Genomic DNA, 23,488 nt, shown 5'->3' on the forward strand with positions numbered 1-23,488 from the left:
GACCTTCTCCCAGACCGCATCGCTCACCACAAACCGATCCCGATCCATCCCTGCCGCCACTCCGCCAAAGCGGAGCTTGAATCACACCCAGACCACCATGGGAATCCTGAATGTCAACGGGCCTTAGTACGGCTATGCCTATGCGCACTCACCGGTGATCTGCGCCGATCCAGAGCAGGCGCCGCCGAACGCCCCGCGCCGCTACGTGCCGAGCACGGTGCCGGGCGTGCGGCTGCCGAGCATCCTGCTGGAGGAAGGCACGCCAATCTTCGATCGCCTGGGGCCGTGGTTCACGCTGTTATCCATCGGAATGCCGCCTGAGCGCGCGATCATCGATGCCGCGGCACGGCGGGGCATGCCATTGGCGGTGCTGACCATCGGGGAAGCAAACGCCATGCGCGTCTATGGCCGGCATCAGATGCTGGTGCGGCCGGACCAGCATATCGCATGGCGCGGGATGGCGGCCGATGCCGTTTTGGCCGACCGCGTCATAGCCCGCGTGCTGGGGCAGGAAGTCGGGGTGGCCTCCCCCTCCCCGGTCCTGTCGGGCTGAGCGCCGGGGCAGGCCGTCAGTTGAAAGGGTTTTTCACCTGGTCCGTGTGCTCGCCAGTCCGCACCCGGTCCGGCAGCTTGTCTCCCTCGGCCTCCAGCGCGGCGACGGTCGCCTCCAGCAGCGCCCGCAGCCGGCGGGCCTGGGCGAGACCCACTTTGTCTCGGGTGAGGTCAAGGCTGCCATAAAGGGAAACCCGGTCCACCCGGTTCTCCAGCGTCATCTGGCCCAGCCGCATCGTGGCGACTTCGTTGGCATAGGGAACGAAGGTCACAGCTTGCCTCCCCATCAGCGCCGCCCCAATACGCGGTAAAGCGCAATCACCATCACCACGGCGAAGAGCCCGGCCAGGATCAGGCCTGTGTTGCCACCGCCCCAGCTGGATTCCTGTGGGGCGGATTGCGGGGCCCGCCCCTGCCCGGCCCGCGGCCCTTGCGGCGTGTTGCCGGCCACCTCCGGCTGGTCGTCACAACTGCCGCGGACATTGCTCGGGCGCGGCTCCGGCAAGGTCATGGCGCGGGCCTTCACGGCCGCCGGCAGGGCGGGAAAGGCGTCCAGTCCCGCGATGCCGCGCAACTCGTCCAGTGAGACGGCCCGCCAGGCCATGCCCGGCTCGTTCGGTGCGACATAGGCGCCGGCCTCCCCGCGCCTGGGCAGGTAGATCGCCTTGTAGAGCGAGGTTGGAACCAGCACCCTGCCGTTCAGGCGCTGAAGGTTCCGGCCCTCGAAGATGGGGCCGGTCAGCACCCAGACCTCGCCCTCCTCCATGGCCAGGTTGCGCACCGTGCTCTCGATCCCCTCCCAGAGGCAGCGATTCGAGCCGGGGCTCTGGGGCACCATATTGGCGAGAGAAAAGCTTTCGGCCTGGGCTGCGGCGGTTGGCATGTCGCCGGAAGGCGCCATGTGGCCGCGGTCATAGCCGGAACGGGCATAGTCGGAGAGACGGGCACGCTCATCCTCGGGCAGCGCGTCTTCCGCGTGGAAGGCGTCATCGCGCTGCAACTGCCGGGCCTGCTGGATACGGCGACGCGTCAGGTGCTCGGCCGCGGCCAGCGCGGTACGCGAGACGCCGCTGTGCAGCACCGCAAAGGCCCGGAAGCACAGCTCGCGTGTCTGGGCGGCCAGCGCTGGGCGGGTGATGTCGGGTGCCACCCCTTCCGGATAATGCTGGGGGCAAGCTGTCGGCGCCGCCTCCACGGCGGGAATGCCGGCCAGCAGGGAGAGCAGCAGCCAAGCCCCCAGCGCCGCCCCCCTTCCCCGCCGTGGGATCCGGCCTGCGGGTGGAGGTACATACTGCGCGATCGTCACGCCGGGTTGCCGGAACGTCATGCCGGCAAACTAGGGCAGATCACCGCGGGGCGGAATCGCCGCGCGCCCCTGGCAGGCCCTGAGCAGCCCGGAAGGTTAGCCGCGGCGCTGACGGAAGTCAGAGAAGGATCCGCCAGGACCCTCCTAAGCCGTCGCACGCCCGTTCTGATAAAGGCCGAGACGCGTATAGGCGGCGGCCAGCAGCGGCGTGTCCACACCCCGCTTCGCCGCGCGTGCAACGAGATCACCGATGATCTGCTCCGCCTCCACCGGCGCACCCTGCTGCATGTCACGGAACATGGAGGTCGTCTGGTTCGACCCGGGCGTGGTGAGCTGCTGGCGGATATTCTCCACCAGGGCCTCACGCGGCGGATGGCCGCAAGCCTTGGTGGCGGCAAGGACCTCGTCCAGCACGCGCAGCATGAAGGTTTGCCCGCCCGGGGCCGCGCCGACCTGCCCCACGGCGCCCTGCATGAGGCAGCAAATGGCGCCCATGGTCGCGAGCATCACCCATTTCTCCCACATCTCCTGCTCGATTTCCGGGGAGAGGCGGGCGGGGAAGCCGGCGCCCTGCATCATCGCGTCCAGTGCCTGCATGCGTGGCGTGTCGCGACCGTCTAACTCGCCATAGGCAAGATCCTGGAAACCCGCGAGCTGCCGGATCGTACCCTCATCATCCACGGTGGCCGCGACCTTGCAGACGCCGCCGGCCACCGCCTCCGCTCCGAAGCGCTCCATCAGGACATCGATGTGGCGCATGCCGTTCAGCAGCGGCACGATCGCCGTGCCCGGGCCGATGGCGGGCGCCATGTCGTCCAGCGCGGCATCTAACGAATAAGCCTTCACCGCCAACAGCACGGCGTCATAGGTCCCCTCGATCGCATCGGCAGTCACGAGCTTCGGGTGCAGGGTGGCGTCGCCGTGATGGGGGCTGATGATCCGCAGCCCGTCCTTCCGCAGCATCTCCGCCCGGCGGGAACGGACAAGGAAGGTGACATCCCGGCCCGCCTGGGCCAGGCGGCCACCGAAATAGCCGCCGGTCGAACCGGCCCCCACAACCAAAAGCCGCATTCCCACTCTCCCGCTCGGACCGCACGAGGCATCGCCCGCCACGGATGCTGGCACAGGCCATCCGGTGCGCCCAGCCAGGAGGGGTGATGGCCCATGCGGCTACCGCTGGGCGGGGCAGCGGCTATAAGCTGGCCTAGGGGCAAAGCCCGCCTGGGAGGAACCGCATGAGCAATCCGCTTCTCCGCCTTGCCGACCATGCCGCCGGCTGGCGTGGCAAGCCTCTCCCGGCTGAGCTGGAGCATCATGCCCGCCGCGCCCTGCTGGACTGGTTCGCCTGCCTCTTGCCCGGCTGCTCCCGCCCGCCCGCCACCCTGCTGGCCGCTGCCCTGGCGGCGGAGCGCGGACCCGGCAAGGCCGTCTGCTATGTGGATGGCACGCGCGGTCCGCTTCGCCAGGCCGCGCTGCTCAACGGCACGGCCAGCCATACGGTGGAGTTCGACGACATCTATCGCGACGCCGGTTATCATCCGGCCTGCCCGACCATCAGCGCCGCCCTGGCCGCCGCGCAATCCACCGGTGCCTCCATGCAGGACCTGCTGCGCGCCACCATCGCGGGCTATGAGGTGAGCTGCCGCATCGGCGTCGCCGTGCAGCCCAGCCATTATCGCTACTGGCACACCACAGGCACGGTGGGCACCTTCGGGGCCGCCGCGGCCGTTTCGGTGCTGCTGGGGCTGGACGCCACCCGCACCGCCCATGCGCTGGCCACCGCCGCCACCATGGCCGGCGGGCTTCAGCAGGCTTTCCGGGGCGAGGGGATGAGCAAGCCGCTCCATCCCGGCCATGCCGCCGAGGCTGGGGCGCTGGCCGCCATGGCCGCCGCCCAGGGCGTGACCGGCGCACTGGACGTGCTGGACGGCCCCGCCGGCTTCGCCGCCGCCACCAGCGAGGACACGGGCAAGTGGGACAAGGCGCTGGCAGGCCTGGGCAAGCACCACGCCATCGCCGCCATGACCTTCAAGAACCATGGCTGCTGCGGCCATATCTTCGCGGGGCTGGATGCCATCGATGTGCTCCGCGCCGAGCACGGCTTCACCCCTGAGCAGGTCACGGCCATCCATGTCGGCGGCTACGGCCCCACCAAGACCGTCTGCGACCGGCCGCAGGCGCGGACGGAGCAGGATTGCCGCTTCTCCATGCAGTACTGTGCCGCAGCCCTGCTGCATCTCGGCGGCGTGCGCCTGGCTGCCTTTGAGCCGGAAGCCCTGGCTGATCCGGCGATCCGCGCCACCATGGCCAAGGTGACGGTTTCGCTCGACCCCGAGCTGGCCGACGCCTATCCGGGGCGCCGCGCCGCCCGAGTATCCGTTACCCTGGCCGATGGGCGCGTCCTGGAGCGCTACCAGCCCACCCGGAAGGGCGATCCTGACGCGCCGCTGAGTGATGCCGAACTCGCCGCCAAATTTCGCGAGCTGACCATCCCCGCCATCGGGCCCGAGACCTCGGCCCGACTGGAACAGGCGCTGCTGCAGGGCCAGGCCCTGCCCGGCCCGGTGCCACTGCTCGGGGCGCGGCAGGCGGCCTGAGGGAAACCGGCGCCCCGCCTCTCAGCGCGGCGCCATTTCCTTGAGGCTCTCGCGGATGAGCGTGTTCAGGTCCGCGCCTTCGCCCAGCCGCTCCTGAACCCGCGCGACGACCGAGGCCGCTTCCGGCCGCCGCCATCCCAGGTTGAGCAGCGCCGAGACGGCGTCGGCCGCGGTACCCCGCTCCGCCACCGGCGCGGCGGGCACGACGAAGGCGGCGTCGCCGGTCGGCATGCCCCCGACCTTCTCCCGCAACTCGGAAAGCAGCCGCACGGCCAGCTTCGGCCCGACCCCCGGCGCCCGGGTCAGGCTACCCCGATCCCCCGCCAGGATGGCCGCCGCCAGATCGCGGGGCGAAAGCGCGGAGAGCAGGCCGAGCGCCACCTTCGGCCCCACGCCCTGAATGCCCGTCAGCAACCGGAACCAGTCCCGCTCAGCGGCATCCGCGAAGCCGTAGAGGGTGATCGCATCCTCGCGCACCACCGTCTCGATCCAAAGCGTGCCCTTCCCGTCCGGCGGCAGCGCCGCGACAGCGCGAGACGAGGCGGAGATGAGATAGCCCACCCCGTTCACATCCAGGATGCAGCCGCCCTCATGCACGGAATCCAGACGTCCGGTCAGCTTTCCGATCATGCCGGCACATAGCCCCGTGCGAGCGCCACGCGGGATGCGCGGTGATGCGCATGGCAGATCGCAATCGCCAGGGCATCAGCCGCATCGGCCCGCTTGATCACCGCGCCCGGCAGCAGCCGCCGCACCATATCCTGCACCTGCACCTTGTCGGCATGGCCGGTGCCGACCACGGCGCGCTTGACCTCCATCGCCTGGTACTCGGCGACCAGAACGCCCAGCAGTGCCGGGGCCAGCAGCACCACCCCGCGCGCCTGCCCCAGCTTCAGCGCCGCGCCCGGGTTCTTGTTGACATAGGTGTGCTCGACCGCGGCCTCATCCGGCCGCAGTGTCTCGATCAGCTCGGTCAGCCCGCGATGAATGGTGCAGAGCCGGTCGGCAAGCGGCTGGTCGGCCTTGGTGCTCACCACGCCATCGCCCAGATGCCGCAGCCGTGACCCGTTGCTCTCCACCAGCCCCCAGCCTGTATGCTGGAGACCGGGATCGAGCCCGAGAATGCGAACGGCCTGGCTCAAGCCGTCAGCCGATCGAGCACGTCGTCCGGCACGTCGAAATTGGCATAGACATTCTGCACATCGTCGTGGTCGTCGAGCGCATCCACCAGCTTCAGCACGCCGCGTGCGGCTTCCTCATCCAACGGCACGGTGGCATTGGGGCGCCATTCCAGCTTCGCGCTCTCGGCCGGGCCCAGTTTCGCCTCCAGCGCTTCGCGCACGGCGAAAAGGTCCTCGATCGCCGTGCGAATGGCGTGGCCGTCCTCATCGGTTTCCACATCCTGCGCACCGGCCTCGATCGCCGCCTCCAGCACCGTGTCAGCATCGCCGGCGGAAGGCAGATAGCGCACCACGCCCTCTCGCTCGAACTGGAAGGCCACCGAGTTGGATTCGCCGAGCGCGCCGCCATTCTTCGAGAAGATGGAGCGCAGGTCGGAAGCCGTGCGGTTCCGGTTGTCGGTCAGCGCCTCGACGATGATGGCGACGCCGTTCGGCCCGTAGCCCTCGTAGCGCACCTCGTCATAGTTCTCGTTGTCGGTGCCCTGGGCGACGCGCTTGATTGCGCGATCGACAGTGTCGCGCGGCATGTTGGCGACCAGCGCGGCCTTCACGGCGGCGCGCAGGCGTGGGTTGTGGGCAGGGTCGGGCAGGCCGGTTTTGGCCGCAACGGTGACTTCCCGGATCAGCTTGCCCCAGGCCTGGGCCCGCTTGGCGCTCTGCGCTGCCTTGCGGTGGGCGATGTTCTTGGCGTGCGAATGGCCGGCCATGGTCGGCGTCCTGTTCCTTCTCGGTCGGCGGCGTACCGGCCCCGGAGGTCCTCCGGAGGGAACCCATGGGCCGCACGCCGGCCCGCCGGGGCCAGGGCCCCGGTCCGTCCGGGGCGGCCCGCGCGGCGAGGCTTGGGACCCCGATCATAATGGGCGAGGTGGCCCAACGCCACCCGGCCCCATGGACGGCCCCCTTCCCCCCGCCCGGGGATGAGACTGCCCTTGCCCTCGCCCCCCCAAACGGCTTCACCATGGTGGGGACCCGCTGGAGCATCCCGCCATGGACGCTAACCCCTCCCACCACCCCTTCGACGTCACCTCCCATGAGGCCCTGGCCGCGCTCTATGCCGCGCCGAGCCCTGTTGTGCTGGCCAAGGCCACGGACCGGATCGAAGGCCGCAGCGCCGCCTTTATCGCCGCCTCGCCCTTCTGCGTCCTGAGCACCATCGGAAAGCGCGGCCCCCATGCTACCCCGCGCGGTGACGCCCCGGGCTTCGTGACCCTGCTGGACGAAAAGACCGTCGCCTTGCCCGACCGCCGCGGCAACAACCGGCTGGACGCGCTGCGGGACGTGCTGGACGACCCGCGTGTCGCACTTCTCTTCCTCGTACCCGGGATGGGGGAGACGCTTCGGGTGCACGGCACCGCCCGCATCACCACGGATCCCGAACTGCGCGCACGCCTCGTGATGGGTCGCGCCCAGCCCGCCACCGTCCTGCTGATCTCAGTCACCGAGGTCTATATGCAGTGCCCCCGAGCCCTGCTGCGTGCCGGCCTCTGGTCCGGCCGCGCGAAGCCCGAAGGCGTGCCCAGCGGCGGCGAGCTGATTTCCGAGCACACCAAGGGCGCCTATGCCGCCGAGACCTATGACAACGTCACCGCGCCCTATTGCGCGGACAATCTCTACTAAGACGAGGCGGCCCCGTGCCAAGCCGGTTTCCATGCCGCATCAGGTGACACCGCGGATCACCCTCCAGGACGACGAGCTGCATTTCAGCTTCCTCCGCGCCTCCGGCGCGGGCGGCCAGAACGTCCAGAAGGTGGAATCCGCGGTCCAGCTCCGCTTCCCTGCCGCAACCTCCCCCAGCCTGCCGGAGCCGGTCCGCGCCCGCCTGCTTCGCCTGGCCGGCCGCCGACTGACCACGGGTGGCGAGATCGTCATCACCGCCCAGCGGCACCGCACGCAGCTCCGGAACCGGGAGGACGCGCTGGAACGCCTTTCCGACCTGATCCGGGAGGCCGCGATCCCGCCCCCGCCACCGCGCCGCCCCACCAAGCCGACCCGGGGCAGCAAGGAACGCCGCCTCACCGCCAAGGGAGTGCGCGCCGGCATCAAGCAGGGCCGCGCCCGCGTGCGGGACGACTGAACCCCTCGTCTGCTCGCCGTCCGAGTGTTGTTCAGGCCGCGGGCGCGAGGCTTTCGTCCGGCCGGCGTTGGGGCCCGCCGGCCAAGCCTGCCCTCTCCGCGAAGAGCAGCTTTACCAAGCTCCGATAAGTCAGGATCTGCCGCTCCAGCCGGCGGGGATCATGGAGCACCTTGGACATGATGATCGCTCCATCGACCACGCAGGACAGCATATCCGCCAGATCCGCCAGATTGAGCGCCTCTCCTGGCGGGTGGATGGCGGCGATCTCCTCGAGAATGCCGCGGAAACGCGCGTTCCACGCCTCCACCGAACGCGCCGTCAGCGCCCTTACCTCCCGGTCGAACAGCCGTTCCTGGTAGCAGATGCTGGCGATCAGGCATCCCGGATGAGTACCCGGCAGATCGGCCATGATTTCCGCCAGCAGCTTGAGCCCGATGAGAAAGGCCTGAAGCGGGTCGTCCGACAGCTCTCGCCCGCGCGCGAAGATCTCGTCGAAGAGCTGGTCATTCGTCGCGACGTAACGGCGCAGCATCTCATGGGCCAACTCGTTCTTGTCACGAAAATGGTAGAAGAAGCCGCTCTTCGTGATCCCGGCCTCCGCGATCACCTCCTCGATGGAGGTGGCGCCGAATCCCTTCGCCAGCACCCCAGCTTCGGCGATCGCGAGGATCCGTTCGCGGGTCGCATTGCCTTTCCTCATGGCAGCCTCCCGGTCCTGCACCATCGGTACAGTTCTGTCCGGCGGGAGCCTGTCGCCTCGCCGGGCCGCCGCTCAGAGATTCATGTATCCCGTTAGGGAAGCAAGGTTTTTCATATCTCTCCCGTACCGTACCACGAGCCGCCTAGTCCGTGCGGCGCCATGCGCCCGATAACTCCGGCCATTCCGCCACCTCCTGCCAGCCCTTCAGGCGGACCAAAGCGCCCGGAGACACCCCATGGCCCAGTACCGCGACGCCCTGCCGCAACTCGCTGGAACGACCTTCCTGACCGATGGGGGCATGGAGACCACGCTCATTTTCCACGAAGGGCTGAACCTGCCCCACTTCGCATCTTTCGTCCTGCTGGAGACGCCGGAGGGCCGGGGCCGGCTCCGCCGCTACTACGAGGCGTATCTGGCGCTCGCCCGTGATCGGCGCGTCGGCTTCGTTCTGGATTCGGCAACCTGGCGCGCCAACCCCGATTGGGGGGCGCGACTTGGCTATGACGCCGATGGCCTGCGGCGGATCAACATGACCGCCACCCGCATCCTGCACGATCTCCGGGAGGATTGGCAGACACCGGCCACCCCCTGCGTGATCAGCGGCGCCATCGGTCCGCGCGGTGACGGCTACAAGCCTGGCCGGACCGGCATCGACGAGGCCGAGCGCTATCACGCCGCCCAGATCGCCGCCTTCGCCGAGGCCGAGGCGGACATGGTAGCCGCTTTCACCCTGACCGGCACTGACGAGGCCATCGGCATCGCGCGCGCCGCCGCCGCACGTAACATGCCCTGCGCCATCTCCTTCACGGTGGAAACGGATGGCCGGCTAGTGACCGGCCCCACCCTGCGCGAGGCGATCGAAACGGTAGACGCGGAAACCGGCGCAAGCCCAGCCTACTACATGATCAACTGCGCCCATCCCTCCCATTTCGAGCAGGCCCTGGAGGCCAACGAGGCCTGGTTGGCCCGAATCCGTGGCATCCGCGCCAATGCCTCCGCCAAGAGCCATGCGGAGCTGGACGAGTCTGAGACACTCGATATGGGGGATCCGGGCGACCTCGGCCGCCGCTACAGCGTGCTTCGCCGGAGATTTCCGGGCATGCACATCCTCGGCGGCTGCTGCGGAACGGACCACCGGCATATCGCGGCAATCTGCGAGGCCTGCCTCCCGGCCGCCGCTTGAGCGCATGTCGCCTGCGCTCTCCTGCGCGGGCCTTCTGCGCACGAGACCTGCGCGAGACCATGCAAGGCAGGGCCAGGCTGGCGACCGCCATGCATCCCTGACAGAAGGTCGGCGTCATGTCGCGAAGCCGGATGCATCTTGTTGCCTGTCTGAAGACCGGCCCGGCCGCGATGCATGTGGGCGGCTGGCGGCACCCGGAATCCACCCTGGACGACATTCTGAAGCCCAGCCGCTACGAGCACATCGCGCGGGTTCTGGAAGCGGCTTGCTTCGATGCCTGCTTCTTCGCCGACCTCTTCGGCCTCTACGATGTGCATGGCGGCAGCTACGACGCCTATCTCCGCCGTGGCGGCCAGATCAGCTTCCTCGATCCCACCGTGGTGCTGCCGGTCATGGCCGCGGCCGTCCGCTGGAGGCCACACCCTACTGCGTGTTGCCGAGCGCCGCAGGCGGCGGGGATCGCCGGTCCGCAGCGCCATCGCTGGCCGGCGCGCCTTGCACCTCGTCCCGCAGCATTCTTACCGGATCTTCCTGGCGCCCCGCATGGGGCTGCACGGCGCGCGACAGGACGACGGTTTGCGCGGGCAGGGCGATCGCGATTCCCAGCTCCTCGAAGCGCTGCTTGATCCGGCGGTTGAATTCACGCTGCACGCCCCAGCGTCCGGTGTCCTTGCACTTCATTTGCCCGAGCACGGTGAAGGTGGCGCCATCCACCTTGTCCACTCCCCACAGCGCGAAATCGTCCAGGATGTCGTCCTTGAAGGCCGGATCCTGCCGCATCTCCGCCCCGATCTCCTTCAGCACCGCTCCCACCCGGTCCGGATCCTCCGAGAAGGCGACGGTGACCGAGACGGCCGCATTGCCGATGCCGCGATTCGTGTTGGTCACCGTCGTGACCGAGCTGAACGGGATCACATGCACGGATCCATCACCTGCCCGAAGCCGGATCGTGCGGATCGACAGGTTCTCCACCGATCCCGACAGTCCGGACACCGTCACCCAATCCCCTACCTGCATCGTGTTCTCCAGCAGAAGGAAGATCCCGGTGATCACATCCTGCACCAGCTTCTGCGAACCGAAGCCCACCGCGACGCCGATGATCCCGGCGCCCGCCAGCAGCGGTGCGACATTCACGCCGAGCTGCGACAGCGCCGTGAACCCGATGATCACCACGATGACCACCAGCAGCGTGGTATGAAGCAGCGGCAGCAGCGTACGCAGCCGCGCCGCGCGCCCCCGCTCGCCCCGCGCCGACATGTCGGCGATCGTCCGGTCGATCCAGGCATTTGTACCCTCCCAGATGACGACCGCCAGAACGCCCGCGATCAGCAAGATCAGGACCGAGCTGGCGATCCGCTCGCCCAGGCCGCCATCCCGGAAGGACTCCATGACGTCCAGCCCCCAGACCTGCAGCAGGGCAAGCATGGTGATGATTCCGATCACCACCGAGATGCCCCGCCTCAGCATCGGCACGTAGCGGTTCGCCCGCCATTCCAGCAGGGGCAGCCGCTCTGCCGTCTCCGCCTTGATCTTGAACATGCGGTCGAGCACGCCCAGCAGGGTCATGGCCAGCAACCGCGCCACTGCCAGCACCACCACCGTGGCACCGAGATAGCGCAGCAGCAGGCCGTAGCCGTTCTGGATCTGCAGCGCCCAGATGAACCACAGGGCCAGGAGCAGGAAGATCGCAACAATGTGCCAGATCCGTGCCAGCCAGTGCCGGATCAGGGCGATGGTGCCCGTGGCATCCGCCGGCGCGTCGATCGCGGCCCCCACGCGCCGCCGGCTTTGCAGCACGACGATGATGAGCAGGACGTGGTTCAGCAGGATCACCAGCTTCGCGGCCGAGGCATAGGCTGCCGGGTAGAGCCCCAGCAGCCGTGCGATCTCCAGCACCGCCATGCCATAGATCGCGACGCCGCTGATGCGGCCCAGCCAGACCTCGGCATAGGCCGCCGACTCATCCGACATGCGGATCAGCCGCAAGGGCCGGGCCTGGGGCGCCACCACGGCGCGGCCCACTGCCATGATGACGTGCTGGACGACGAAGGCGTTCACGGCGGCGAGGATGATCAGCGGCACGATGCCCCCATTCCCCAGCGGCGTCGCCAGAAGCAGGTTGCCCACCACCGCGAAGATGCCGATCGGCACCAGCTCCAGCACCAGGCGCAGCAGCGCGAGCGGTGCGCGCTGGATCAGGCGCAGCTCCGCCTGGGTCGCGACCTGCGGCCCCTTCACCGCACCGGAGGCGCGCTCGACCCGCCGCTGCACCGCCTTCTTCTCTGCCCGGCGCGCGATGGCGTGCATGGGCCGGCGCAACCCCCGTTGCACCGCCCAGCGCGCCGCCCAGGCGCAGGCAAGCACCACGGCCAGCCGCCAGGCCACATTCAGGATGGCCGACTGGGCGAATGGATTGCTCGCCGTCCGCACCAACCAGGCCCAGACGAGCGGCACGCTGGAAATGGTGGTGCCCGCCGCCGCCAGATGCGAGGAGAGCGCGGACACCCAGTCCGACAGGGCCTTGATGATCTCCGCCAGCAGGCTGTCGGAGGTGAGCGAGACTGAATCAGGCGGTGCGGCAGCGGGTGCGGCGGCCGGGGTTGCCGGCGCGGCTGCAGCCGGGGCGGGCGCTGCGCCGGCCGCCGAGGTCGCCGCTCCGGCATCGCCACGCTCCGCGCCTGGGGCAACCCCCGCGACCGCCTGCAGCAGGTCGATGACCTGCTGGCGCCGCGTTCCATCCTGCAGCACCTCCAGCGCGTTGCGGGCCTGCTCCGGCGTCAGCGACAGCGGTCGCTCGGTCCCGGTCGTGCCGCCGGCCTGCTGAGCCCGCAAGGGCGTGGCAAGAAGGGGCAGCATGGCGAGAAGGCCCGCCAGGAACAGGATGCGCGACACGCCTCCGGATATGCTCCTGGCACGGAAGACTGGCTGCATGCGTCGGATGGCTCCCCGGTTCCAGTTCAATGATCCTGTGACGGAAGCAGATCCCTTTCCGGCGAGCGGCCCAAAGCCTTCACACGGTCAGGCTGGGCGATCCGCAAGCCTGTCGCGGGCCCGCGGAAACTTCCGACACAGCGCAACGCCCACGCCCCGCCGGATACCGGGGCCTGGCGCGAAACTCCGGGATGAAGCGGTCCGGGCCGGGTCCGGTTGCAACCGCGAGGGCGTAACGGAAGCCTGATCCGCTTCCACAACGCTGAGGGCGGCTGCGGCACCGGGACCTGCCTGGAGGGATTCGGAGAAGCCCGCCGAAGCGGCCCGGTCAGAAACCCGGCATGATCTGTGAGAGGCGCCCGCCGAGCCGCACGGGCCCGATCTGCCGTGCCAGCCCGGTGGCATCGTCGGTTTCCACCAGCACGCCGCAGAGCGTCGCCTCGCCCTCGGCCGGCGCGAGGCGCTCCGAGGGCACCTTGCGCCAGAAGCGGATGGCGGCCCCGGCCTTCTGCATGCCGATCACACTGTCATAGTCGCCGCACATGCCGGCATCGGTGATGTAGGCCGTGCCGCCCTCCAGCACCTGGTAGTCGGCGGTCGGCACATGGGTGTGGGTGCCCGCCACGAGGCTCACCCGGCCGTCGAAGGAATGCCCGAAGCCCAGCTTCTCGCTCGTCGCCTCGGCATGGATGTCCACCACCACGGCCTGTACGCTGCCATGGGGCCCCAGCGTGTGCCGCGCCAATTCAGCCTGCGCGGCGCGGAAAGGGTCGTCCAGTGGCTCCATGAACAGCCGCCCCATGACCTGGATCACCAGCGCCCGGCGCCCACCCGGCACCTCCACCACGGTCGCCCCGCGCCCCGGCGTGCCCGGCGGATAGTTCATTGGCCGGATCAGCCGCGGCTCGCCCTCGATGTAAGGAATGATCTCCTTGCGGTCCCAGGCATGATTGCCGAGCGTCAGCACGTCGGCCCCGGCCTCCAGGAAGGCCCGCGCCATGTCAGGCGCCAGGCCGAAGCCGTGGGAGGCGTTCTCTCCGTTCAGCACAACAAGATCGGCCTTCAGCTCGGCCCGCAGTCCCGGCAGTCGCGATACCACCGCGTCACGCCCGGCGCGCCCAACCACGTCGCCGAGGAACAGGATTCTCAACCCCGCGATCCTTCCTTGAAGCGGATCACCCCGGTCTCCGTTGCCACCGCGTCCAGCGGTGCGTCCAACGGACCGGCGGGGACAACCGGCATCTCCTGGCAGGCAAAGGCCACGCCGAGTGTTCCGGCCCCCGGTAGCAGGGCCAGGGTCCTGTCGTAATACCCCCCGCCATAGCCCAGTCGCCGGCCGGCACGATCGAAGGCCAGCAATGGCACAATCACCCAGCCCGGGATGGCGCGTGGCGCGTCCTCGGCGGGCTGCAAGGTGCCGAACGGTCCCTTGTTCAGCTTATTCCCGAAGGCGAAGACCCGGAAATCGAGCGGCGAACCGCGCTTCGGCGTGCGCGGCAGGCAGAGCGCGTGCCCGCGCATGGCCAAAGCCCGCATCAGCGGCACCACGTCGATCTCATGGCCCATCGGCCAGAAGCCGGCCACCACGGCGCCCGGAGGCGGCGGCGCCTCCCGCAGCACATGCGCGGCCAGGGCCGCCCCGGCGCCATCCGCGCGGGCCTTGGCCCGGCGCGCCATGGCTTCCTCGCGCGCGACGATCTTCGCCGCGCGCAGCCGCGGGTCATCCCCGGTATCGGGATGCTCGGAAAAAGGGGGTAAGTGCGGAGCCGCCATGACCGCTGGCGATCGTCCTCCCAAGGCCTGCTATTGCAGGTGGGCGCCAGATACCCGGACCAGGGTCCGGACAGAGCCAGCTCCCGGAGGATGCTTATTGGCCCTGGGGATGATATGCCTGGCGCGAAAGGCAGCCCCGCCCACCCTATCTAGGGTGGCTGGCCGTCCAGCGCCAGGGTGCGGGGGCAAAAGCTTCAGGCCTTGTTCAGGTCCGAGGCGATGCCTTCGATTCGCTCCGCCACCCGCGCCAGCCGCTCGGCCAAACGCGGATCGGTGGGCGCCACAGGCGGCGCGATGCCCGCGCGGGCCTGGGCTAGCTCTACCTTCAGGTCATGCACCTCATCAGCCAGGAGCAGCGCCGCCAGCAGCAGCAGGCGGGATTCGCCATAGGAGCCACCCATGGTCTTCACTGAGGAGACACGCCGGTCCACCTCCGCCGCCAGGGAGACGAGATGCGCCTCCTGCCCGTCCTCGCAGGAAACCGGATGGCTGTAGCCGCCGACGCGAACCGTGACCTGTCCCAAAATTCAGCCCTCCTCGGCGCGGCGCGGCACATCGTGCTGGCCGCCCTGTTCCGGCAATCCCTCGTCATCCCCGGCGGGCAGTTCGCCCGTATCCGGGAACTCCGCCCCTTCGGGCATCGCAGCGCGCAGCCGGGCGATGGTCGCTACCAGCCGCTTCGAGAGTTCCGCCACGTCCTCCGACGGCACGCCTGCCGGCGGCCTCTGCGCTTTCACGGCCTTGGCGGCCTCCGCGAGCCGCTCCACCGCCGCTTCCAGCCGCGCGGCCGCTTCTGCCAGGCTGTCCGCCATGCCGCCCCCAATTCCCCTGCGCGCATCCCATGCTGCGCGCGCCATATCATCCCATGCCCGCGGGCGGGCCATGATCCCGCACACAAGCGTGAGGGCTTTAGGCATCCGCCCGCAAGAGGGTCAACCGTGACCCGCCCAGCGATTCGCTTCCGTTCGTCGGAAGAAGCCGCCATCGCCCTTGCCCTGGCCGGGCCGGCGGGCGTGCTGCTCCTTTCCGCCCCCGGTGCCGCGGCCTGGCCGGGCGCTGCCACCGTAGCCGCCATGCTGGACCTGGCGAGGGCCGCCCATCCCGCCGTGCCGCATGATGCCGCCCTGGATTGCGGCAGCGCACCGGGCCTTGCGCTCGATGCCATCCGCCAGGGCTGGCGCTTGCTGGTGCTGGCCCCCCATCCCGCTTTCCCCGCCGTGTCCGCTGCGGCTGCGGAAGCCGGCGCCACACTTCTTTCCGCCGCGCCGGCGACGCTGGATCTATCGCGCCTGGATCTCCGCCGGCCCGGCGGCCGCGCCATTCTCGCCCGCCATCTCGGCAGCCTGCCAAGTTGATCCGCAACCCACGACGGAGGCCGGAATCCGGTCCATTCCGGTGCCCCGGCGGTGACAGGTTCCTTGCCCCAGGCTAACTCCGAAACGCGACCCACACACGCCAAAGGAGGATTCCGTCATGCAGCTGACGCCGAAGGTGAAGGAGATCCTCGGCTGGTACGAGAGCGACAATCCCGGCACCAAGGCGAATCTCGCCCGCATGCTGATGGAGGGAAAGCTCGGCGGAACCGGCCGCATGGTCATCCTGCCCGTGGACCAGGGCTTTGAGCACGGTCCCGCCCGCTCCTTCGCCCCCAACCCCGCTGCCTATGACCCGCGCTACCATTTCGAGCTGGCGATCGAGGCCGGGCTGAACGCCTATGCCGCACCGCTCGGTATGATTGAGGCCGGCGCTTCCACGTTTGCCGGCGCGATCCCGACGATCCTGAAGGTCAACAGCTCCAACTCGCTGTCCACCACCAAGGACCAGGCGGTCACCGGCTCCGTCTCCGACGCGCTGCGGCTCGGCTGCTCCGCGATCGGCTTCACAATCTATCCGGGCTCCGAATACCAGTTCGAGATGATGGAAGAGCTGCGCGAGATGGCCGAGGAGGCGAAGGCCGCCGGTCTGGCCGTGGTGGTGTGGAGTTATCCGCGTGGCCCGAACCTGGACAAGACGGCCGAGACCGCGCTCGACATCTGCGCCTATGCCGCGCACATGGCCGCGCTTCTCGGCGCCCATATCATCAAGGTGAAGCCGCCAACCGAGGCGATCGGCCTCGATGCCGCCAAGAAGACCTATGAGAAGAACCCGGTGTCGGAAATCGGCACGCTGGCCGGCCGCATCCGCCACGTGGTGCAGTCCTGCTTCGGTGGCCGCCGCCTGGTCGTCTTCTCCGGCGGCGAGGCCGGCACGGCCGAGTCGATCATGGACATGGCCCGCGGCATCCACCAGGGCGGCGGCAATGGCTCGATCATCGGCCGCAACACCTTCCAGCGTCCCAAGGCCGAGGCGCTGAAGCTGCTGTCCGACATCGTCGAGATCTACAAGAGCTGAGACGATGGGCGGCGCGGGCGATGATCCCGCGCCGCGCCAGCCGGGTGGCGCGACATGGACCGTGCCGGCCAAATCGCCTTGCCATTCCTGGCCGATTTCGCAGCCAGGTCGCTGCGGTGATTAAGCGCCTCCGGCGGCCGGCTGCGCCGTTTGGCGAAGCATCGGAAGAGGCGCCCGTCTGGCCACCGCGTCGTGGCCGCGAAGGCATGGTATGACCGTGCCGAAGCCGCTTACCGGACCACGCCCCCTCCATGACCGACTGCCGACTTTATCTGATCACCCCGCCCCGCATCGATCTCGAAAGTTTTCCCGGCGCACTCGCCAGGGCCCTCGATGCCGGCGACGTTGCCTGCCTCCAGCTTCGCCTGAAGGACACGCCCCGGGACGAGCTTCGCCGTGCCATCGACGTGCTGCGCCCGGTGGCCCAGTCACGCGACGTTGCCTTCCTGCTGAACGACGATGCCGAGCTGGCTGTGCAGACCGGCTGCGACGGGGCCCATCTCGGCCAGGAGGACGGCGACCATGCGAGGGCCCGCGAGTTGCTGAAGGACCGCACCCTCGGCATCACCTGCCATGCCAGCCGGCACCTGGCGATGGAGGCCGGCGAGATGGGGGCCGACTATGTTGCCTTCGGCGCCTTCTTCCCGACCACCACCAAGGAGGCCATCCACCATCCGGAACCTGAGATCCTGGAGTGGTGGTCAGGCCTGTTCGAGATTCCCTGCGTGGCCATCGGGGGCATCACGGCGGCGAATTGCGCGCCGCTGGTGCGCGCCGGCGCCGATTTCCTCGCGGTGGTCAGTACTGTCTGGAACCATCCGGAAGGACCGGCAGCGGGCGTGTGCGCGATGAACGAGGCCATTGCGCGGGCAGCGGAAGGCGCCTGACACAGATCGGGCCGGGTCCCCAGGGAACCCGGCCCACATCCGTGATCCTGCTTCCAGGGCAACCGGGATCAGCGCATCGGCATCGGGGCCGGCATCGGCTTTGGCATGTCCTGCGCCATGCTTCGCCCACCCTCCGGGCGCATGGAGCCGGCCGGCGCGGTCTGCTGCGGCAAGGGCGCCGCGTAGCCCGGCGCGCCTTCCAGCACCAGCCCGCCACCGGAATAGGCGCGATTGCTGTCGGTATAGGGGCCGCGGTCAAGCGGTGCCCCCGGGGAACGGCCGGTTTCATTGATACCATTCGTCGTGCTGGCCAGGGCCGGCGCAGCGGACGCGGCGAGCAGCGCGGCCGCGGCGAAGGTCAGAATGCGCATGGGGAACCTCCGTGTCGTGCCGCGTTTCCAACGTCCTGCGTTCCGGCCGGTTGCCGAGCGGGCAGCGGCCGCCATCTTCCACCCATGGACGAGCTGACCTTCCTCACCGCCCTGCACCGCCCGGGCACGCTGGTCGATGTGGGCGCGCATGAGGGGCTGCTGACCCTGCCCCTGGCCGCGCTGCCCGGCGCGCGGGTCCTCGCCTTCGAGCCGCTCGCGACGGCACGCGCCGTCCTGGCCCAGGCCGCCGCGGACCGGCCGAATATCACCATCCGGCCAGAGGCGCTGGGCGAGGCGCCGGGCACCCTCCCGCTTTCGACACCAGTCCTTGATGGCATCCCGCAATGGCAATGGGCGAGCACGGCCAAGGGCTACGCCGCGTATGAGACGGCGAGCGTGACGATCCGGCGCGAGCCGGTGCAGGTCATCACACTCGACAGCCTGGGCATCCCTGACTGCACAGCAATCAAAATTGATGCGGAAGGTGCCGAATACGCCATCCTGCGCGGAGCAAGGAACACCCTGGCCCGCTGCCGCCCCATCCTCACCCTGGAGTTGGAGGAGCGGCATGCCGAAGGCTGCACCTGGGCCGCGCCGGCCTTCCTGGACGCACTCGGCTATGAGACCGCCTTCGCCCATGCGGGCCGCTGGCAGCCGATGGAGGCACTCAACCGCCCGACCATGCAGCGCGCCAGCCCCAACCCCGCGATTTTTGAGGCCTCGAATCCCTACATCTTCAACTTCTACGCCTGGCCGCGGGAGCGCGCCGTCGAGGCGCACGCGCTTCTGCCCGCCTGACCTGCGGGGAGGCAGAGCGGATGGCGGCCGCTGCCGCGGCAGCGGCCAGCAGCCCCGCGACCACCAGGGGCCCGACTATCGTCACGCCGCTCACGACGCCGGCCCCGTCAGCTCGCCGGAGGCCGCCAGCTTGTTCGCCTCGACCGCCTGGGCATCCAGGGACTGCCGCAGCCCGGCTGCCAGCCCGAGGCGATGCGCCAGCGCGTCCAGATAGGCCCGCTCCGCCGCCGTGTCCGGTTCCGCCACCAGGCGGGATACCATGTAGATCTCGGCCTTCTGCGCGTCGGTGCGAGCCAGCGCGGCCGTGGCGGCAGGATCCGGCGGAGCGTCCAATGCGGTGAACACGAAGCCCTTCGCGTCGGCATCCAACTGCAGCCGCTCGACCTCCTCGAAGATGCGCCCGCGCTCGGCCTCGTCCATATGGCCATCCGCCTTGGCGGCAGAAATCATGGCCTTGATCAGCGATAGGCCGAAGGGCTGCCCGTCGGCCGCCGGCACGTCCTCCCGCGCGAACTCGGTCTCGGGCGGAACGGCGGGTGCAGCGGCTGGGGGGCTGACGGCCGGTGTGCTGGGCGCCGACGCGGCCCCCGACCAGGGTCCCGCCTGTGGCGGAGCGGAAGGCATGGATGCAGCGCCGGGGCCGGTAGGCGCCTGGCCGCCCTGCGTCTGCGCCTGGGATTCCTGCCATTGCCTGTAGGCCCGGTAGGCGAGCGTTCCCAGCACAGCCATCCCACCCATCTGGAGCAGCCCGCCGCCGCCGCGCCGCCTGCCACCCAGCACGGATCCGAGAATTCCACCGGCCGCCATGGAGCCGATTCCGCCGCCCAGCATCCCGCCGAGCCCGCCGCTACCGCCGCCCAGGCTGCCGATCGGTCCGCCAAAGAAGCCACCGCTTCCGCGGTCGTTGCGCCCCAGGCTGCCTATCCCGCCGCCTCCCGCCCCGCCGGAGCCGAGACTGCCGATTCCGCCGCCCCCGCCGAGGAGGCCGCCGAGGATGTCCCGCAAGGATCCGCCGCTTCCCAGGCTACCGATCCCACCGCCCGGCCGGGAGTCGGACCAGCGCCCGGTCCCCTGCCCGCCCAGGAAGCCCTCTAACAGCTGTCTTGTATCGACCATGCGCGACTCTCCCGATCAGACCCGCACAACGCCCCAGACCCCGCTTCGATGCGCCAGGGCGAATCGGTCCCTCAGGCCGGGTAGGCGCGCCAGACCGGGCTGGGATGCTCCTGGCCCAGCATGCTTCCACCTTTGGCCTGGCAGAGCCCCGCTTCGGCCCGCCGCAGCAGCTCGGCAAAGTCGGACACCCCGGTTGAGCCCGCCGGCCTACCCGGGCTCATGCCGGCGCAGCCCGCCGCTGCCAGATCCGGCACTTGGGAGGGCAGCCGGTCCGCCAGCCGACCCAGCAGTTCGGGCGTAACGCCATCCAGCAGCAGCACGAAGCGCGAGGCGCCGTATCGGAAGACAAGGTCCTCGCTGCGCAGGGAGAAGTTCAGCGCCTCCGCCACACGCCGCATTCTCTCGGCATCGCCTTCCAGATCCTTCGAGCCGGAAACCTCCACCATCATGACACCGAGCGGTCGCCCGGAGGACTGGGCCCGGCGGAAGCGCGCCTCGCCCAGCACCGCCAAATACCGGGGTGCCAGGGCGCCGGTTGCCGGATCCGGCCGCGCGTCGCGCAGCAGCACCGCGTGCCGGTGCCGATAGGTCAGCAGGTCAAAAAGATCCGCCATGCGTCGCGGCTCCCCCTCCCCGCCCCGTGCCTCGAAGAGGTGCAGATAGGCCCCGACCATCGCGCTATAGACCACTGCCGCGCCCATCTTCGCGGCCCAGCCGCCGAACAGCGCGGCCAGCGGCACGCCGGTCACCAGATGCAGCACGGCAAAGAAGGCGAGCTGGTCGAAGCTGAGCACCAAGACGGCGGATGCGAAGATGCGCAGGGTCTGATGCCGCGCGAGGATGCCGCCCAGCCATTCGTAGAGCAGCACGATCATGATGCTGTCCACGAAGAGCAGCAGCGTGCCCCAGACCATCAGCACGCCCATCTGATCAACGAAGGCGAGATCCGGCGGTGTGGCCCCCACTGCCACAGGGTCCTGGTAACGCAGCAGCAGGCACAGTGCCACGATCAGCATATTGCCGATCAGCAACCCATAGACGGGTTGCCGCACCGCCTCCGCGTCCTCCTTGATGTAGAGCAACAGCACCATCACGAGCTTGCCGGAAAACAGCACCGTCGATCCGGGCGAGATCAGCCCGAAGGGCAGCTCGATGAAGAAGACCGCGGCCAGATAGGTCTCTAGGAAGTGCATCACGCCCAGGGCGCAGACAAAGACGCCCGTGCCCAGCGCACCGCGCGCCCGAAAGAGCGCGGCCATGACCCCGAAGTACAGACCCGCTTCGGCCAGAAGCAGCGCTACGCCGTTCATACCCCTCAACCCCTGCGAATGCCGCGCCCTGGCCCAGCCGTCACATTTTCATTTCGCGTGAAGCATGCATGGGGTGGATGGAATAGCAATCAGGGGCTGCAAGCGATCAAGCCTCAATCCCGTTTTGCGAAAGGCCACCCACCAAGCCAGCGCACGGTGTCCAGATCCGGCACCCCGGCGGCCAGCATGGCGAGCCGGTCGAACCCCATTGCGATTCCCGCGGTCGGCGGCATTCCCTGTTCCAGCGCCGCCAGGAAATCGTCGTCCACCGGCCAGCCCGGCCCGTACAGCGCCTCCCGCTCCGCCACGTCCCGGATGAAGCGCGCCCGCTGCTCGGCGGGGTCCACCAACTCGTCGAAGGCGTTGCCCAGTTCCAGCCCGGCCGCGAAGACCTCGAAGCGCAAGGCCGCCCGCGGGTCCACCGGGTCCCGCCGCGCCAGCGCCGCCTGAGGGGCGGGCCAGTGGGTCAGGAAGGTGGCGCGTTGCTGGCCCAGTTGCGGCTCCACATGTTCCAGCATCAGGTGGAAGAACAGGTCTTCCCAGCCCAGCTCCTCCGGCACAGCCAGGCCAGCCGCACGGGCTGCCTCGCGCAGCGCCGCCGCATCGCCCTCCGCCGTTTCCGGATCAACCGAGGCCAGGAGATCCATCCCGCCCGCATGGCGCCGGAAGGCATCTGCCACCGTCACCCGCTCGAAAGGCAGGGACAGGTCGGTCTCCACCCCCTCATAGGCCACCACCGGCGGCAGCACCGCGCGCAGATAGGCCTCCACCGCGTCCATCAGCCCAGCAAGCCCGGCGCCGCGGAGATAGACCTCCAGCATGGTGAATTCGGGCGCGTGCCGGGCCGAAACCTCGCCATTCCGCCAGACCCGCGCCAGTTCGAAGCAGCTTCCCACCCCGGCGACCAGCAGGCGCTTGATGGCCAGCTCCGGCGAGGTCCTGAGCCAGAGCTCCTGCGCCTCCCCCCGGCCGAGATGCGGCTCGAAACGGGATCGGAAGCCGTGGAGATGCACCTCCATCCCAGGCGCAGGCACCAGGCAGGGCGTCTCCACCTCCGTGCAGCCCTGCGCTTCCCAGAAGGCCCGCGTCTCCCGGATCAGCCGGGCGCGTCGCCGCAGGGCCGGCAGGCGCGTGGCCAGCGCCTCAGGGTGCCAGGGCGGCATGGGTTCATGCGGCATCGGAAGGGGCTCCATGCGGGCGGAATCTTGCGGCTGTCCGTGACATAACCGGCCGGATGGGGCTACCAGCCCCGCTATGCCCGACGGCTCCATCCCCTCCCCCCGCCCCTTTCGCGACGCGGACGCCCTGGCGGCGGCCGGCCTGATCCCGGCCGAAGCCCTGCCTGCCTTGCGCGACGTGGCGGCGCGCTATGCCGTGTCGGTCACCCCGGCCATGGCCGCGCTGATCGACCCGGCCGATCCTGCCGACCCCATCGCCGCCCAGTACATTCCCAGCATTGCCGAGCTGGAAACCACACCGCAGGAGCTGGCGGACCCGATCGCGGACCACCCCCACACCCCCGTAAAGGGCGTGGTCCACCGCTATCCTGACCGCGCCCTCCTGAAACCGCTCCTGGCCTGCCCCGTCTATTGCCGCTTCTGCTTCCGGCGGGAGCAGGTCGGCCCCGCCGGCGGCGTGCTCTCTGAGGCCGAGCTGGATAGGGCGCTGGACTGGTTCGAGACCCATCCGCAGGTTCGGGAAGCCATCCTGACCGGCGGCGATCCGCTGATGCTCTCCCCGCGGCGCCTGAGCCATATCGTCGCGCGGCTCTCGGCAATGCCGCATATCGAAATCATCCGCCTGCACAGCCGCGTGCCCGTCGCCGATCCCGCTCGCGTGACCAACGCGCTGACGGAGGCGCTGGACACCGATACGGCCCTGTTCCTCTGCGTTCATGCCAATCATGCGCGCGAGTTCACGGAGGCGGCCCGCGCTGCCCTCCGCCGCCTCTCCCGCGTCGGCGTCGCCCTGCTCGGCCAATCCGTCCTGCTGCGCGGGGTGAACGACACGGTGGAAAGCCTGGAAGGCCTGCTCCGCGCCATGCTCGCCAGCCGGGTGAAGCCCTACTACCTCCACCAGCTCGACCGCGCGCCCGGCACCGCCCGTTTCGAGGTGCCGATCGCGGAAGGCCGCGCCCTGCTCGAATCCCTGCGCGGCCGCGTGACCGGCCTGGCATGGCCGACCTATGCGCTGGATCTGCCGGAGGGCCAGGGCAAGGCCCCGATCGGCCCCGACTTCGCGGAGCGGCGCGGGGACGGCTGGCAGGTGCGGGGCCCGCTGGGGGGCACGCATTTCCAGGCGGACCAGGGCGCGTAGCG

General features: G+C 69.5%; 26 protein-coding genes and 1 other RNA gene. 10 read left to right on the forward strand and 17 right to left on the reverse strand.

Annotated elements, in window-relative coordinates:
• Positions 1-154 precede the first annotated feature (154 nt).
• Positions 155-553 (forward strand): aromatic-ring hydroxylase C-terminal domain-containing protein, encoded by a 399-nt coding sequence (locus tag ACO1BU_RS24135; RefSeq protein WP_424138524.1) that lies wholly within the window; start codon positions 155-157, stop codon positions 551-553.
• Between the two features lie 16 nt (positions 554-569).
• Here ACO1BU_RS24135 and ACO1BU_RS24140 read toward each other — a convergent pair whose 3' ends face one another.
• The 3 genes from ACO1BU_RS24140 to panE form a co-directional block, all read right to left on the reverse strand.
• Positions 570-824: a hypothetical protein gene (locus ACO1BU_RS24140; RefSeq protein ID WP_424138525.1), complete on the reverse strand. Its 255-nt coding sequence runs from the start codon at positions 822-824 to the stop codon at positions 570-572.
• 14 nt (positions 825-838) lie between these two features.
• The gene (locus ACO1BU_RS24145; protein WP_424138526.1) at positions 839-1,879 is read right to left on the reverse strand and encodes a DNA/RNA non-specific endonuclease; all 1,041 of its coding nucleotides are present in this window, start codon (positions 1,877-1,879) and stop codon (positions 839-841) included.
• A gap of 123 nt (positions 1,880-2,002) precedes the next feature.
• Positions 2,003-2,929: a 2-dehydropantoate 2-reductase gene (gene panE / locus ACO1BU_RS24150; protein WP_424138527.1), complete on the reverse strand. Its 927-nt coding sequence runs from the start codon at positions 2,927-2,929 to the stop codon at positions 2,003-2,005.
• A gap of 164 nt (positions 2,930-3,093) precedes the next feature.
• On the opposite strand from panE, the gene ACO1BU_RS24155 reads away from it, so the two are divergent.
• Positions 3,094-4,455 (forward strand): MmgE/PrpD family protein, encoded by a 1,362-nt coding sequence (locus ACO1BU_RS24155; protein WP_424138528.1) that lies wholly within the window; start codon positions 3,094-3,096, stop codon positions 4,453-4,455.
• Between the two features lie 21 nt (positions 4,456-4,476).
• Here the strand turns inward: ACO1BU_RS24155 and ruvA are convergent, their stop codons facing one another.
• Genes ruvA through ACO1BU_RS24170 form a run of 3 tightly spaced genes read right to left on the reverse strand, consistent with a single transcriptional unit; the run spans position 4,477 to position 6,343 of the window.
• Complete coding sequence (ruvA, locus tag ACO1BU_RS24160; protein ID WP_424138529.1) at positions 4,477-5,085, reverse strand: Holliday junction branch migration protein RuvA; 609 nt, start codon at positions 5,083-5,085, stop codon at positions 4,477-4,479.
• Positions 5,082-5,597, reverse strand: a complete 516-nt coding sequence (gene ruvC / locus ACO1BU_RS24165) for a crossover junction endodeoxyribonuclease RuvC (RefSeq protein WP_424138530.1) — start codon at positions 5,595-5,597, stop codon at positions 5,082-5,084. The genes ruvA and ruvC overlap by 4 nt, the downstream gene beginning before the upstream one ends.
• Positions 5,594-6,343, reverse strand: a complete 750-nt coding sequence (locus ACO1BU_RS24170) for a YebC/PmpR family DNA-binding transcriptional regulator (protein ID WP_424138531.1) — start codon at positions 6,341-6,343, stop codon at positions 5,594-5,596. Before ACO1BU_RS24170 ends, ruvC begins: the two co-directional genes overlap by 4 nt.
• 280 nt (positions 6,344-6,623) lie before the next feature.
• On the opposite strand from ACO1BU_RS24170, the gene ACO1BU_RS24175 reads away from it, so the two are divergent.
• Positions 6,624-7,253: an MSMEG_1061 family FMN-dependent PPOX-type flavoprotein gene (locus ACO1BU_RS24175; RefSeq protein WP_424138532.1), complete on the forward strand. Its 630-nt coding sequence runs from the start codon at positions 6,624-6,626 to the stop codon at positions 7,251-7,253.
• 31 nt (positions 7,254-7,284) lie between these two features.
• A complete protein-coding gene (gene arfB / locus ACO1BU_RS24180; protein WP_424138533.1) occupies positions 7,285-7,710 on the forward strand; it encodes an alternative ribosome rescue aminoacyl-tRNA hydrolase ArfB in 426 nt (141 codons plus the stop codon).
• Between the two features lie 31 nt (positions 7,711-7,741).
• On the opposite strand, the gene ACO1BU_RS24185 is transcribed toward arfB, so the two are convergent.
• Entirely contained in the window at positions 7,742-8,410 is a 669-nt protein-coding gene (locus ACO1BU_RS24185) for a TetR/AcrR family transcriptional regulator (RefSeq protein ID WP_424138534.1), read from the reverse strand.
• A 235-nt stretch (positions 8,411-8,645) separates the two neighbouring features.
• Between ACO1BU_RS24185 and ACO1BU_RS24190 the strand changes: the two genes are divergently transcribed.
• Positions 8,646-9,593: a homocysteine S-methyltransferase family protein gene (locus ACO1BU_RS24190; RefSeq protein WP_424138535.1), complete on the forward strand. Its 948-nt coding sequence runs from the start codon at positions 8,646-8,648 to the stop codon at positions 9,591-9,593.
• Positions 9,594-10,016: 423 nt separating this feature from the next.
• On the opposite strand, the gene ACO1BU_RS24195 is transcribed toward ACO1BU_RS24190, so the two are convergent.
• The 6 genes from ACO1BU_RS24195 to ACO1BU_RS24220 all read right to left on the reverse strand — a co-directional run bounded on the left by ACO1BU_RS24195 (position 10,017) and on the right by ACO1BU_RS24220 (position 15,154).
• Positions 10,017-12,485 carry a mechanosensitive ion channel domain-containing protein gene (locus tag ACO1BU_RS24195; protein ID WP_424138536.1) on the reverse strand — a complete coding sequence of 823 codons (2,469 nt, stop codon included), beginning with the start codon at positions 12,483-12,485 and terminating at the stop codon, positions 10,017-10,019.
• A gap of 367 nt (positions 12,486-12,852) precedes the next feature.
• Positions 12,853-13,674, reverse strand: a complete 822-nt coding sequence (locus ACO1BU_RS24200) for a TIGR00282 family metallophosphoesterase (RefSeq protein WP_424138537.1) — start codon at positions 13,672-13,674, stop codon at positions 12,853-12,855.
• Entirely contained in the window at positions 13,671-14,297 is a 627-nt protein-coding gene (locus ACO1BU_RS24205; protein ID WP_424138538.1) for a 5-formyltetrahydrofolate cyclo-ligase, read from the reverse strand. Before ACO1BU_RS24205 ends, ACO1BU_RS24200 begins: the two co-directional genes overlap by 4 nt.
• A non-coding RNA gene (gene ssrS, locus ACO1BU_RS24210) (6S RNA) lies at positions 14,284-14,437 on the reverse strand. Before ssrS ends, ACO1BU_RS24205 begins: the two co-directional genes overlap by 14 nt.
• A 54-nt stretch (positions 14,438-14,491) precedes the next feature.
• On the reverse strand, positions 14,492-14,821 hold the full coding sequence (locus ACO1BU_RS24215; protein ID WP_424138539.1) for a cell division protein ZapA: 330 nt from the start codon (positions 14,819-14,821) through the stop codon (positions 14,492-14,494).
• A gap of 3 nt (positions 14,822-14,824) precedes the next feature.
• Entirely contained in the window at positions 14,825-15,154 is a 330-nt protein-coding gene (locus ACO1BU_RS24220) for a hypothetical protein (protein WP_424138540.1), read from the reverse strand.
• 81 nt (positions 15,155-15,235) lie between these two features.
• Between ACO1BU_RS24220 and ACO1BU_RS24225 the strand changes: the two genes are divergently transcribed.
• From ACO1BU_RS24225 to thiE, 3 genes are all read left to right on the forward strand, one after another.
• On the forward strand, positions 15,236-15,652 hold the full coding sequence (locus ACO1BU_RS24225) for a hypothetical protein (RefSeq protein WP_424138541.1): 417 nt from the start codon (positions 15,236-15,238) through the stop codon (positions 15,650-15,652).
• A gap of 118 nt (positions 15,653-15,770) precedes the next feature.
• A complete protein-coding gene (locus tag ACO1BU_RS24230; protein WP_424138542.1) occupies positions 15,771-16,688 on the forward strand; it encodes a class I fructose-bisphosphate aldolase in 918 nt (305 codons plus the stop codon).
• Between the two features lie 251 nt (positions 16,689-16,939).
• On the forward strand, positions 16,940-17,575 hold the full coding sequence (thiE, locus tag ACO1BU_RS24235) for a thiamine phosphate synthase (protein ID WP_424138543.1): 636 nt from the start codon (positions 16,940-16,942) through the stop codon (positions 17,573-17,575).
• A gap of 68 nt (positions 17,576-17,643) precedes the next feature.
• Here thiE and ACO1BU_RS24240 read toward each other — a convergent pair whose 3' ends face one another.
• On the reverse strand, positions 17,644-17,946 hold the full coding sequence (locus ACO1BU_RS24240; RefSeq protein ID WP_424138544.1) for a hypothetical protein: 303 nt from the start codon (positions 17,944-17,946) through the stop codon (positions 17,644-17,646).
• Positions 17,947-18,030: 84 nt separating this feature from the next.
• Here ACO1BU_RS24240 and ACO1BU_RS24245 point away from each other — a divergent pair, with 84 nt between their 5' ends.
• On the forward strand, positions 18,031-18,744 hold the full coding sequence (locus tag ACO1BU_RS24245) for an FkbM family methyltransferase (protein WP_424138545.1): 714 nt from the start codon (positions 18,031-18,033) through the stop codon (positions 18,742-18,744).
• A gap of 90 nt (positions 18,745-18,834) precedes the next feature.
• Here ACO1BU_RS24245 and ACO1BU_RS24250 read toward each other — a convergent pair whose 3' ends face one another.
• The 3 genes from ACO1BU_RS24250 to epmA all read right to left on the reverse strand — a co-directional run bounded on the left by ACO1BU_RS24250 (position 18,835) and on the right by epmA (position 22,348).
• Entirely contained in the window at positions 18,835-19,860 is a 1,026-nt protein-coding gene (locus tag ACO1BU_RS24250; RefSeq protein ID WP_424138546.1) for a tellurite resistance TerB family protein, read from the reverse strand.
• A 71-nt stretch (positions 19,861-19,931) separates the two neighbouring features.
• Positions 19,932-21,170: a diguanylate cyclase domain-containing protein gene (locus ACO1BU_RS24255; protein WP_424138547.1), complete on the reverse strand. Its 1,239-nt coding sequence runs from the start codon at positions 21,168-21,170 to the stop codon at positions 19,932-19,934.
• A 113-nt stretch (positions 21,171-21,283) separates the two neighbouring features.
• Positions 21,284-22,348 (reverse strand): EF-P lysine aminoacylase EpmA, encoded by a 1,065-nt coding sequence (gene epmA, locus ACO1BU_RS24260; RefSeq protein ID WP_424138548.1) that lies wholly within the window; start codon positions 22,346-22,348, stop codon positions 21,284-21,286.
• A gap of 76 nt (positions 22,349-22,424) precedes the next feature.
• Between epmA and ACO1BU_RS24265 the strand changes: the two genes are divergently transcribed.
• Positions 22,425-23,486 (forward strand): lysine-2,3-aminomutase-like protein, encoded by a 1,062-nt coding sequence (locus ACO1BU_RS24265; RefSeq protein WP_424138549.1) that lies wholly within the window; start codon positions 22,425-22,427, stop codon positions 23,484-23,486.
• Positions 23,487-23,488 lie beyond the last annotated feature (2 nt).

It is taken from the genome of Roseomonas chloroacetimidivorans, from assembly GCF_049629625.1.
GTDB lineage: Bacteria > Pseudomonadota > Alphaproteobacteria > Acetobacterales > Acetobacteraceae > Roseomonas > Roseomonas chloroacetimidivorans.